Below are 12,769 nucleotides of genomic sequence, written 5' to 3'. Positions count from 1 at the left end.
ACGACTCTGAGGAGTGAGCAGAACATTATGAAACTGGTCAGTTTTATGCATCAGGGCGGCAAAAATAGCCGCGATAAAAGTTACGGCATATGGACCGAAAACGGCGTTATCGATCTGGGGACGCGGATAGGCGCACGTTATCCGACTATCAAATCACTGCTGGCTGGTGACGCTTTGGTCGAAGCTGCCGCTTACGGACAGCAGCAGCCGGACTACGCACTGGAGGATATTAGCTATCTTCCGGTTATCGAAGATCCGAACAAAATCATCTGCGTGGGCATGAACTACGCCGACAAGCGCCTTGAGTTTGACGAAAAGAATAACGAACCCACGCTGTTTATTCGCTTTGCCGATTCGCAGACCGGTCACAACGGCACACTGCTCAAACCGGAAGCCAGCGCTGAATTTGATTATGAGGGCGAGCTTGCCGTCATTATTGGTAAAAGCTGCTTTCACGCTAGCGCCGAACGGGCCCTGGAGTACGTGGGAGGCTACAGCTGCTACATGGATGGCTCCGTGCGCGACTGGCAGCATACCTGGTATACCGCCGGTAAAAACTGGCCGCAGACCGGCTCGTTTGGACCCTACTTAACCACTCAGGATGAGATTGTCGATCCACAGGCGCTGGCTATCCACACCTGGCTGAACGGGCGGATGGTACAGGACGATAACACCAGCAATATGGTACATAAGATCGCCGAGCTTATTAGCTATATCAGCACTTTTACTCGCCTGATGCCTGGAGATGTGATCACTACCGGATCGCCGGGTGGTGTGGGTAAAAAGCGCGTTCCCCCGTTATTCTTACGCCAGGGTGACCGCATTGAGGTGGAGATTGAGGGGCTTGGCCGCCTGAGCAACACGGTCAGCGAGGCGCGTCAGGTGGTTGAGATACCAGCCTGAGCGGAGAAAACATAAGGAGTTTGATGATGATAGTTACCACTGAAGGCATTAAAGATAAAGGTGAGTCTGCCTTTATTCCTGGCTTCCGGCTACTGGACGTTGAACTGGGCAATGGCATCCGCCTGCGCGCTGCGGTTGGCGGTCAGGGTGAGCCGCTGCTGATGCTGCACGGGCACCCGCAAAACCATGTAACCTGGCGCAAGATTGCCCCCACGCTTGCTCAACGCTTTACCGTCATCATGCCCGATATTCGGGGATACGGTGACAGCAGCAAGCCGCCGAGCGACCCCGAGCACCGCACCTATTCCAAGCGCGAGATGGCAAAGGATATCGTTTTGCTGATGGCGCGGTTGGGCTTTAACGACGGGTTTGCCTTTATCGGGCACGACCGCGGCGCTCGCGTCGGGCATCGCCTGGCGCTGGACTATCCGCAGCAGGTTAAGCGCAGCGTCTTTATTGATATCGCGCCAACGGCCACGATGTATGAACGTACGGATAAGGCTTTTGCCACGCGCTATTTTTGGTGGTTCTTCCTGATTCAGCCCGCGCCGCTACCGGAGAAGCTGATAGCCTCCGACCCGACCTTCTTCCTGCAAAAGCACATTAGCGGACAGTTGAAAACGCCAGGAGCGACGGAGCCGGAGGTATTTGCCGAATATCTGCGCTGCTATCAGAACCCGGAAACGCTGCACGCGGTTTGCGAAGATTACCGGGCGGCGGCCACGATAGACTTGGCTGACGATGAAGCCGATAAGCATCTGCGTATCGGAAGCCCGCTTTTGGCCCTGTGGGGTGCAAAAGGCACCGTAGGCCAACTTTATGATGTAATATCAACGTGGCAGGAAAAGGCGTTGAACGTGAGCGGCGTGCCAATGCCTTGCGGACACAGCCCTCAGGAGGAGTGCCCGGAGGAGATGCTCAGGGTCATCATGCCCTTCCTTTCCTGAAGGTTCTGCGCCGCCAACGAGGCTCGAGAACGGGCCTCATTTTTTATTCTCCGGATGGCATGCACATGAGCACTCATGACAAGCAGCGGGCGCAGTGGCCGCTTATCGAAGATCTGAACGTTTTTCTGACCGTGGTGCGCAAGGAGAGCTTTGCCAACGCGGCGGCTGAGCTTGGGCTATCGCCCTCCTATGTTAGCAAGCGTATCGGCCTGCTTGAAAAAAGTCTTGGCATGCGCCTGTTTTATCGCAGCGCCCGCACTATCCGGCTCACCGCCGACGGGCATAAGGCGCTGAGCGGAGCGATCTCCGTCCTGGACAGCATGGACGAGTTCGTGTCGGGGCTTGCCGCCTGGCGCGACGCCATCGAGGGAAATATCCACATTAGCTGCTCGTTTGGGTTCGGTTCAACGTACATGGCAAACGCGCTCTCCGCGCTGGCGGAACGCTACCCGGCGCTAAACGTTAAGCTCACCCTGACCGACCAGGTGGTTGACCTTATCGAAGAGGGCGTGGATCTCGAGATCCACGTCGGCGACGATATTAAAGATCTCTACATTACCCGCAGGCTCTCGCTCAATCGACGGGTGCTGTGCGCCGCGCCGCAGTATCTTGCCAGGCACGGCACACCAGCTCAGATAAGCGATCTCAAGCAGCACAAGTGTCTGGTCATCCAGGAGCGTAGCGCGCAGTTCGGTGTCTGGCCGCTCACCAACGGGCTCGACAGCACGCAACTGCATATCGGCAGCCAGCTTTCCTCCAACAGTGGCAGAGTGGTGCTGAACTGGGCGCTTAACGGCCACGGGATTATTCTTCGCTCCCTGTGGGAGGTTCAGCGCTATCTGACGAGCGGTGAACTGGTGCAAATTCTTCCGTCGTGGCATCAGAGCGCCAACATCTGGGCTGTTTACTCCAACCGCACTTCAGGTTCGGCAAAGCTGAAGGTATGCATCGATTTCCTGATGGACTATTTTCAGCAAACTCCTCCCGTCAGCGACGCGCTGTGGGGAAAAATAACGTCTGAGGATGGGAAGAGCCAGCTTTGTTAACGAAGGGCCTGCTGGCGCGCTATCGGGACTGGTAAGAGGTCCTTACCACGCCGGGTTTCAGCCTGGAGCCGTTAGCTCCGTCGGCAAGTCTCCCACATCCTCCCAAGTTACTCCATCGTGGTATTTGTATCTTTCCTCATACAGTAGGGGCTGAACGATAGACCCATAAAATAAAGCCGTACCAGCATGGGCTGATACGGCTTTATTTTAGCTAAAATGTCTCGTGGGTATTTTTTCGTACTCGAATAAAAGGTGGTACATATGCTTCCTGGCATGTATCCAGATAATCCGACCACCACTGCATCATGGCCTTGCGGGCTTCAAGATGCTCTGCTTTGTGTATATAAGCCAGGCGAACGGTGTTTCGTTCCTGGTGACTCATCTGGCGTTCAACGGCGTCCTGAAGCCAAAGTCCGGATTCCATCAGAGCGCTACATGCCATTGCCCGGAATCCATGTCCGCAGACATCTACTTTCGTATCATAGCCCATCAGTTGTAGTGCCTTGTTGACCGTATTTTCACACATTGGCTTGTAAGGGCTATGGTCACCGGGGAATACTATTTCCAGATGACCTGAGATTTCCTTTATTTGTTTCAGTATACAGATGGCCTGTCGGGACAACGGCACGATATGCGGTGTGCGCATTTTGGCACCACGTCCGGAATAACGCACTCCTGTAATGGTCTCGCGTGTGGCGGGTATGGTCCAGATCCGGTTTCTGAAATCAATCTCGTTCCAGCGTGCAAAACGCAGTTCACTGGAGCGAATGAACAGATGCAGCGTCAGCATGACCGCCAGTCTGGTCAACTCACGGCCCTGATGATATCCCTCAATGCGTTCAATCAGCTCAGGCAGCCGTTCAAGCGGCAGGGCGGGATAATGCCGTCTGACGGGCGGAGCCGTTACACCATCAAGATTTGCCGCCGGGTTGGTGTCGATCAACCCCTGATGGACCGCATGGCGCATGATGCTGCAAAGGTGTTGCCGCGTGCGGGACGCGACTTCCAACAAGCCTTTTTCTTCAATGCCTTTCAGCAGGTCAATGAAATTCCGGGGTTTAAGTTCTGACACTGACAGATGTCCGATAATCGGAAAGATATGATTGTTCATGCTGGCAAGCAGACGGTCAGCAGTGTTCTGTGACCATTTCCTGTTACTTTTATGCCATGACAACGCCACGGTTTTAAACACTTTTTCCGGTGTGCCTGCAATGCGTTCAGCGGCCCGCTGCTTTGCCGGGTTGATGTTCAGCGCCAGCATCTTACGGATACCTTCACGTTGTTGTCGTGCATCAGAGAGGGAAACAGCAGGATAAGCACCCAACGCAATACGGGATTCCTTACCACTGATACGATACTTGAGATACCAGTGACGTGAGCCGCCGGGTTTGATAAGAAGATACAGACCGTGAGAATCGGAAACTTTGAAGGGTTTTGCGGATGGTTTTAAGTTGCGGATTTTTGAGTCGTTAAGAGACATTTGGGGGTCACTCCGTCATCGAACCAACTTGACCCCAAATCTGACCACCAAATTCTCCCGATGCGGAGGGTAAACTGAAAATACATCGGGAAGACTTTTCACGCTAACTTATTGAATCTGAATCACACAGGGATTTGCAAAGCGGCATGAAAACAAGAATCTGGCTCCTCTGACTGGACTCGAACCAGTGACATACGGATTAACAGTCCGCCGTTCTACCGACTGAACTACAGAGGAATCGTGTGAACGGGGCGCATATTAACGACGCCCACGAGCATTGTCAAAGGGTGAAATGCGATTGCGCGTTCGTTTGCTGACAAAATCAACAAAGCGATGATCTTTCATTCGGCCGCTATTTTGCGCCATTCTGGTGCAAACGTACCTCTTATGGGGCAGATCGGAAACAGTTGTTAACGTTAAAAACGTTGTCTTGTAATCACATTCTCTTATTTGACAGCAGGTTAGCATAAAAATCAGCGTCGGCCAGAAACTGGCAAGCCTTTTGCAAAATCCTTCATAACATGACAGCCAGTATCATGACTGGTATTCCTGACAGGAGGCAAAATGAACTTCAGACGACTGAAATACTTTGTGAAAATCGTCGACATCGGTAGCCTGACGCAGGCCGCGGAAGTATTACACATTGCGCAACCCGCACTCAGCCAGCAGGTCGCTACGCTGGAAGGGGAACTGGATCAGCAATTGTTGATTCGGACAAAGCGCGGCGTGACGCCGACTGAAGCAGGAAAAATCCTGTATACCCATGCGCGAACGATTTTGCGTCAGTGTGAACAGGCACAGCTGGCGGTTAATAACGTCGGGCAAACGCTGAGGGGGCAGGTGTCTATTGGTCTGGCGCCGGGAACGGCCGCTTCGTCGGTGACGATGCCGCTGCTACAGGCCGTGCGGGCGGAATTGCCAGAGGTGTTGGTCTACCTGCATGAAAACAGCGGGGTGGTGCTGAATGATAAATTACTCAGCGGCCAACTTGATATGGCGGTTCTTTACGAGCGTTCTCCGGTGGCCGGTATTACCAGCCAGCCGCTGCTGAAAGAAGATCTTTTTCTGGTGGGAACCCGGGATTGCCCTGGGCCGAGCGTGGATTTAACGGCGGTTGCGGAGATGAACCTTTTCCTTCCTCGCGACTATAGCGCCGTTCGTTCGCGTGTGGATGAGGCCTTTTCCTTACGCCGATTGACCGCAAAAGTGATTGGCGAAATCGAATCCATCGCGACATTAACAGCGGCTATCGCCAGTGGGATGGGGGTGACGGTGTTACCGGAGTCGGCAGCCCGATCGTTAAGCGGCGCGGCAAATGGCTGGATGGCGCGTATCACCACGCCGTCGATGAGTTTACCGCTGTCGCTGAATATGTCGGCGAGGGGGAGCCTGACGCCGCAGGCACAGGCAGTGAAAGAGATCCTGATGTCGCTGGTGAGCCGCCCTATGCTGGAAAACCGTGAGCTTCTGCTGGTGAGCTAAGCGTTATTCCATCGCGGTATAAGATGCAGGTTTTTATTATTTGTTATGCCGGGCTTCAGACTTTAACAATAGCGTCATGTCTGATGTCTTCGGAGCGAAGCGTGAATTTCCAGCAACTTAAAATCATCCGCGAGGCGGCCCGTCAGGATTACAACCTGACTGAAGTCGCCAATATGCTTTATACCTCTCAGTCGGGAGTGAGTCGGCATATTCGCGAGCTTGAAGATGAGCTCGGTATTGAAATTTTTATCCGGCGCGGCAAGCGCCTGCTCGGGATGACAGAACCGGGTAAGGCGCTGCTGGTCATTGCCGAGCGCATCCTGAATGAGGCCAGCAATGTTCGCAGACTGGCCGACCTGTTCACCAATGATACATCTGGCGTACTGACCATTGCCACGACGCACACCCAGGCGCGATATAGTTTACCGGAAGTGATCAAAGCCTTTCGCGAGATTTTCCCGGAAGTCCGACTGGAGCTTATTCAGGGCACGCCGCAGGAGATAGAGGTGCTGTTGCAAAACGGTGGCGCGGATATCGGCATTGCCAGTGAGCGTCTGAGTAATGATCCGTTGCTGGTGGCCTTTCCCTGGTTTCGCTGGCACCACAGTTTATTAGTACCTCGCGATCATCCCCTGGTGCAGACCTCGCCACTGACGCTGGAAGCGATCGCGTACTGGCCGCTAATCACTTATCGTCAGGGCATTACAGGGCGTTCCCGTATTGATGAAGCCTTCTCCCGCAAAGGGTTGTTGCCGGATATTGTCCTGAGCGCTCAGGATTCTGATGTGATCAAAACGTACGTTGCTCTGGGGCTGGGGATTGGATTAGTCGCCGAGCAATCCAGCGGCGAGCAGGAAGAGGGGGCGCTGACGCGTCTTGATACCCGACATTTATTTGATGCCAATACCGTCTGGCTGGGGCTGAAGCGCGGACAGTTACAGCGCAACTACGTCTGGCGGTTTATTGAGTTGTGTAATGCGGGGCTGTCTGTCGAAGATATTAAGCGGCAGGTGATGGAGTCGGATGAGGCGGTCATTGATTATCAGATATAAAGCAAAAAGCCCGCTAAAAAGCGGGCTTCTTTAAATTTGGCTCCTCTGACTGGGATCGTTTTTGCCAGTAACTGGCTAATAAATAAGCTAAACCTTAATCAGCTACCTGTCAAGACCACCAGAATGACCACTACTTTTTAACAACCTCTTTGTGCCAGTGGTAAACGCTTGATCTTACACCTGTGGTGATATCGGATATTTATGTTCGATGTAACTCATGTTAATGTTTACTGCGCCGTGCAACATCTAAAACGAAAACATCAATTAAACTACGGAGATCGGCCGGTAATACTGCTTCAATACTGATTTTAAGCTCCTGAGCGGTTTTAATTCCGTGAGTTTTGCGGCCAGCAACGGTTTCGCTTTCTCCAAACCATATGACAAGAAAGATACCCTGCTGCTCGGCATCAGGATGAATGGCATAACGGTCATAGAGTTGGGCTGAAGCGGCAGAATATAACTCTCTATGCCACTGGCCTTTGACTTCCGTAACGAGCAGTCGTCTTCTTCCGCCAATCAATTTAGATGCCGTGAAATCACTCCTGTTTTTCCCTTTCAACTGATGCTCAGGAGTTATAGAGATGCCCTGAGGCTGAAGTCTTAAATTCAGGCGTTCCGCAATAATCTCTGTGGACTTTACCTCATCAAGGCGTTCATTTTTCTCATAGAAGCGATCTACTGAGTTAAACTCCCCGCCATCAATCGCTTTCTGGAAATCATTAAGCTCCTGAAGAACTAATTGACGCAGGCTTTCAACAGTAACCACTGAATCACAATCCAGATTTTGAACTATTTCATCTGGTGTTGGTGGTTCAAAATCCCTGAGTGCTTTTTTCCTGAGCTGACCAGCATATATACTTTGCAGTCCTTTATGCTGGCTCGTGAAACGTGGATCGGCAAGAAGGCGACCCAGTACGGGTATTGCATTGTCAGGAATATCTGATTCAATTGACCAAATTAAATCAGTCAAAAAGCGGTAGGCTTTTTCCTCTTCTGGACTATCACTGTCCCAATGATCCGGTAGGTCAACGCGCGACCATTGTTCAATGAAAGCATCTAAAATGGCTTCAATTTTGATTGAGGTCAGTTCCGGCCAGGCACGGTGCTCACTTCGGCTCATGCGCCCAGAATGTTCATAAAAATGCAGTAAATTATCTTTGTCAGATTTTAGCCATGCCCAATAAGTATCCGTAATATTCTCCAGAAAGTAGAACTCACGTACCATCCAGAATATTCGCTTGCGTTCAATATCCTCATTTTCTGTCGGATTAGGCCAGCCTGACATCATATCTGAGCAACGCTCTGCAATAATCTCTTTTAAATCCTCGCGATCGCCGTATTGAGCAGCAATTTCAAAAAGTGTATCTACTGAGTTAAGGGATAAATCAGTAAAACGACGAAGCCATTCAATAGAAAGTTTAGCGCGTGAATGACGAAAGACCTCTTCTCCACTTAACATCCAGATTTCAGGGTGAGGGCATGGTTGAGTGAGTTGGGGTTCAACGTATTGCTGGAGATATTTTTCAGCACTTTCACTATCAGGAAAAATGAGGCGGTCTATTTCAGTCTGTAGAGCGTCACGTTCTTCCCTCGAAACTGAGTCATATCCCATGTGAATGTTGGTTCTTAATGCTGTAAGCAATTCGGTATTGACGCATTCAAGATTGCCTTCTGCACGTAAAATCTCCAGACAGGCTGCATATAAAACTGTCTCAGAATACCTGTGCTTAGATTCACATTGTAGAGCCGCTAGTTCGGGTAGGGTGGGAACCACGGGAGTAATAAAATCCAGACAATTTCTTAACGCAGTCCGAACCAGTTTCTCGTTACCAAATTCTAATTCAATTCTTTCTGGATGCATGAGCACAAGTTCTGCAAAGCGCACCAGACAACTCCAGTGACGACCACGTTCTACAACATCTCTGTTTTCATTAACAAATTTTATGTTTTTAGCGTGAATCTCTCGTTGTTTTTTGTCATGGCGTTTCCTGCTTCGGCTATGTCTGAATCTCCATAACTGGTGCTCCTGTTCGGATAATTTCATTGCATTGTTGTATCGGGCCCATTCGCGCATAAATGCGGGTTTGGAAAGGGCGTGCTGACGCATTTGTGTCCGCAAATCATCAGGGCCATATTCTTCCTTGTTTTTGTAACGTTGATGGTTGACAAGAAAACTCGCCCACAGGTCAACGTTATCTGTTTCAAACGCCAGATTGAGGATGAATTTATAGTCATTCCTCCATAAATGTAGGCCTGAATGTGAGTGCAGGTGTCCGTCGAATTTTTCTACTCTTATGTTGAATATTTCTTTACGATCCGTTAATGGCCCGAATACATAAGCAATGATCTCCTGACGAAGTGTGTCATTTTCCCGAAGCACCTGTACCGATCTGCTTTGATCGGGTTGGCATTGGCGATGAAAATTGAGATTACCTATCCATTGCCAGATCCTGACAGGGTCAAACTGTGCTTGAGTCAGTTCAAAATAGCGATCGACCATTGAACCGACGATCTTGCTTATCCCATTGCGACAATCACATTCATAGGATTTTTTCCCACAGTGGCAATGAAGGTTATGGGTTAGCTCATCCAGAAGAGATTCGAGTGTATGTTGTGAAAAACAGGAAATGAGCTTTTTAATAAAATAACGAGAGCCGACCACTCTTTCAAATTGTTCTTTGTGAGCAGGGTAGAGGTTCGCACAGACGCGTAAGAATCCAGAGAGATATGTGTGGTTAAATTTTTCTGGCCCGGTGACTTCGATGGCTTTAGCTGCAATATTGAGTGAAATATTACTGGCCTCAAAAATCAAAACGGCTAAAGCGCCAATGAAATCGTATTCTTTGACATTGAGTAAGCATCTACTTGCTAAGGTACGAATGTGTTCAGACTCGTTAGGGTTTAAGGTAAGCAGACTTAATTCAGGCGTCAACTGACAGTTTACCGGTGAGTCTGTCAGAAGTTCTAAAATTAAATCACGTAAATGACCATCATTACCCATCGTTAAAAGAGGCTTTATTTCTTCAATAACGTCTTGCGTGAAAAAACCAGCCGCGCTGAACCGACGCCAGAAATCGCTCCGACGAAAGTAGGGGTCTGCGGCTTCAATCTCTTTGAGTCGATGAAGAAGTTGTCGTTTCGATGAGCGTTCAAGTTGTGATGGATCGCCGTTTGCGAGAACCGCATAGGCGTCAAGCTCAATAATGGATTCCTGTACTGACTTGTTGCCTAATGCTGCCATCCATCCGAGCAGACCTCTCAACTCATCCCTGGCAGTACCGTTCGGTGCAATAACAGGTAAGCACTTTGTTAAAGTGAGAACATCCCCTGGGTCGGTTATTCGTTTAATAAGATAATCCGCTGCGCAGTATTCAGCGACGATCTTATGAACCGGGCGGTGCTGGTCTTCCTTATCGCCGGGTTTGAAAAGCTGAGTTGACAATATGTCGTAACAGTCAGTACTGCCGCTAAATAATGCTGGCAGCATGGGATACATCCGGCTTGCCGTCGCGTCGATGGTGCTGACTCCCTCTGCGCCCGACAACAGAAGTTTGACATAAACCTCGGCAGAAAATGAAATCTTCTGTGCAACTGAAAGAGATATAGAGGCTTTCGGGATATCTGGGTTGACTTCCTTAGCCAGTCGTTCGACCGCTAAAGCAAAGATTGAACGTTTGTCAGCAAATCGCCTGCCACTTTCTAAATAGGCATCGGTGAACATTTTCAGAAACTGAGGGTTTGGTAACAACATTTCTAAACTAAACTGTGTTACTTCGGTCTGGAATGTAAAGAAGTCTTCTTCTGGCGCATGGTGCTTAAAGATGGCGTGTTGTTCGTTTTGATCAAATTCTCTCAGCCTCACAATCATAGGGGAGAAACCAAGAAATTTCTCAAAAATACCGGTAGAGGCCAGCCCCCATTCGCTTGACCTGCTCGACATGATTACGCGAGTTGGTTTTGATGTTCTGGCTAGCGCAAGGAGTTTATGAATACCTGATTGATCGATCCTGGCGACCTCATCAACGGCATCAATTACCAGTGGGCTATTTTCTTTATCTGCTCCCACGTAAGCAAATACGCTGGCATTTAAGACAGAAGTGTTCAGTTTCTGAGCGATGCTTTTCATCAGCTCCGTTTTCCCGCCGCCGGGTTCTGCTAACACAACAATGTGCGTTGATGCCGCCAGCAACTCTGTCTCTGTGTACGTCCTGTCACCGTGCGTAAAATTACGTTCAAGATAGAAGGTTGAATTCATAGTTACAAAATACTTCGTGTTGAATAGCCCAAATATTCCAGCAGAAAGGAAAGCTGCACCTGAATTTTCTTGCTTATATCAGAGATAGTACGGCATTTTTTCTTTATTGGGGGGATGTTTTATCAACTGCTGGATGTGTTATACAACTTATTGACATTCATCACATTTCGCAATAGCGATATGCAGGTTAACAGATATTAAACTTTTCCTGTTATGGCGGTCTTGTCCGCGGAGTTTTTATTTTCTGCGATCTGCTTCCAGAACCCCTCATTTGCTGCTATTGGCTAATTGCGACACTATTTAACCAGTTCACCCAGCCACCCTTTGTTGTTCCCATTACCAGCGGTGGATACCTGGGTTTTGCCGTATGCAAGAACAAAAAACGGGCGCTATTCGCTGTGAGCAGCCCAGAACCATTGATATGGAAGCCTTGAACAACGTATACCTAATGCTATCGTGAATGAAGTGATGGTCAGATAGCAAGCCATCCTGAACCGATGCTTTTGATGTGATTGATAGGCTCTAAAAAGCAAAAATCCTGCTTAAGTTTCCTTAAGCAGGATTTTCTAAATCTGGCTCCTCTGACTGGACTCGAACCAGTGACATACGGATTAACAGTCCGCCGTTCTACCGACTGAACTACAGAGGAATCGTGTGAACGAGGCGAATAATACTGACCGCTCTGTAACGTGTCAACAGTAAAATTCGCACGTCATTTCAATTGGTTAATTAATCTTCAAAACCGCGATTTAATGGACGTGTGATGTCGGTATATTGTCCTCTTCTGGGTTATCACGCAGTCGCAGTAAGGGGTCCTGGCGATAAAACTGACAAAAACGTTGCCACAATGCCGGGAAACGCGGGGCGAACAGTTCCGGGGCGCTGAAGAAGTATTCTGACAGAACCGCAAAGCATTCAGCAGGGTCGGTTGCTGCGTAAGCATCAATGCTGGATGCGGTTTCACCCACAAGATCAATTTCATCCTGAATATTGTTCATAGCCGCGTGGAGATCGTGCTCCCAACTGGCCACTTCGCGCAGAGGAATCAACGGGATGCCGCTGGCCCGGTCGCCATTGCGCATATCAAGTTTATGCGCCACTTCATGGATAATCAGATTGAAGCCGGACGCATCGAAGGAGTCCTGGATATCAAGCCAGTTCAGAATTATTGGGCCTTGCTGCCAGCTTTGCCCGGACTGGACAACGCGCTGGTTATGCACCAGACCAATATCATCTTCCCATTCATCATCCACAACAAAAGGCACAGGGTAGATCAGCACTTCATGGAAGCCATCAAGCCATTCGATGCCCAACTCCAGAACCGGGAGACAAAAAAGCAGCGCAATGCGCGCGCTTTTCAACGCATCCAGCTCAAATCCCTGAAGAGCGACCAACCTTTTTTGCTGTAAAAAACGCTCGGCCAGCGCAATTAATCTGGCTTGCTCTTGCGCGGTCAGGTTGACCAGAAGGGGAATTGCCAGGGCGTCATCCCACGGCAAGGCCGCATTCTGGTCTGTTTCGTGTACTTTCCAGGGCCACTTAATCATCGTTTTGCTCGCAAACTCGTCACTTGAACAAAATTGCAGGAACAGGGTCTGTTAAAA

8 protein-coding genes and 2 tRNA genes are annotated in these 12,769 nt (G+C 49.7%); 5 read left to right on the top strand and 5 right to left on the bottom strand.

The annotated features are described in order from the left end of the window. The first annotated feature begins 27 nt into the window (after positions 1-27). The 3 genes from OGV50_RS08825 (at position 28) to OGV50_RS08815 (ending at position 2,896) form a co-directional block, all read left to right on the top strand. Positions 28-903: a fumarylacetoacetate hydrolase family protein gene (locus OGV50_RS08825; RefSeq protein ID WP_286488493.1), complete on the top strand. Its 876-nt coding sequence runs from the start codon at positions 28-30 to the stop codon at positions 901-903. Positions 904-926: 23 nt separating this feature from the next. Continuing rightward, positions 927-1,850, top strand: a complete 924-nt coding sequence (locus OGV50_RS08820; RefSeq protein ID WP_032454833.1) for an alpha/beta fold hydrolase — start codon at positions 927-929, stop codon at positions 1,848-1,850. A gap of 65 nt (positions 1,851-1,915) precedes the next feature. Next, positions 1,916-2,896, top strand: coding sequence for a LysR substrate-binding domain-containing protein (locus OGV50_RS08815; protein ID WP_050442677.1), 981 nt, complete (start codon positions 1,916-1,918; stop codon positions 2,894-2,896). A 211-nt stretch (positions 2,897-3,107) separates the two neighbouring features. On the opposite strand, the gene OGV50_RS08810 is transcribed toward OGV50_RS08815, so the two are convergent. Together OGV50_RS08810 and OGV50_RS08805 are read right to left on the bottom strand one after the other, a co-directional pair. Further along, entirely contained in the window at positions 3,108-4,376 is a 1,269-nt protein-coding gene (locus tag OGV50_RS08810; protein ID WP_032454834.1) for a tyrosine-type recombinase/integrase, read from the bottom strand. Positions 4,377-4,537: 161 nt separating this feature from the next. Then, positions 4,538-4,613, bottom strand: a tRNA-Asn gene (locus OGV50_RS08805). A gap of 327 nt (positions 4,614-4,940) precedes the next feature. On the opposite strand from OGV50_RS08805, the gene nac reads away from it, so the two are divergent. Continuing rightward, the gene (gene nac / locus OGV50_RS08800; protein ID WP_047462844.1) at positions 4,941-5,858 is read left to right on the top strand and encodes a nitrogen assimilation transcriptional regulator NAC; all 918 of its coding nucleotides are present in this window, start codon (positions 4,941-4,943) and stop codon (positions 5,856-5,858) included. A 101-nt stretch (positions 5,859-5,959) separates the two neighbouring features. Beyond that, positions 5,960-6,910, top strand: coding sequence for an HTH-type transcriptional regulator Cbl (cbl, locus tag OGV50_RS08795; RefSeq protein ID WP_200090759.1), 951 nt, complete (start codon positions 5,960-5,962; stop codon positions 6,908-6,910). A gap of 220 nt (positions 6,911-7,130) precedes the next feature. Here cbl and eruA read toward each other — a convergent pair whose 3' ends face one another. The 3 genes from eruA to mtfA form a co-directional block, all read right to left on the bottom strand. Continuing rightward, positions 7,131-11,165, bottom strand: coding sequence for an NACHT domain-containing antiphage protein EruA (eruA, locus tag OGV50_RS08790; protein ID WP_200029922.1), 4,035 nt, complete (start codon positions 11,163-11,165; stop codon positions 7,131-7,133). A 573-nt stretch (positions 11,166-11,738) separates the two neighbouring features. Then, positions 11,739-11,814: transfer RNA gene (locus OGV50_RS08785), tRNA-Asn, on the bottom strand. Between the two features lie 100 nt (positions 11,815-11,914). After that, positions 11,915-12,712 carry a DgsA anti-repressor MtfA gene (mtfA, locus tag OGV50_RS08780; RefSeq protein ID WP_012131863.1) on the bottom strand — a complete coding sequence of 266 codons (798 nt, stop codon included), beginning with the start codon at positions 12,710-12,712 and terminating at the stop codon, positions 11,915-11,917. Between the last annotated feature and the right edge of the window lie 57 nt (positions 12,713-12,769).

Source organism: Citrobacter sp. CK180 (assembly GCF_030333655.1).
GTDB lineage: Bacteria > Pseudomonadota > Gammaproteobacteria > Enterobacterales > Enterobacteriaceae > Citrobacter_B > Citrobacter_B koseri.
The sequence above is the reverse complement of the archived record's forward strand: the minus strand, read 5'-3'. Positions and strand labels throughout refer to the sequence as shown.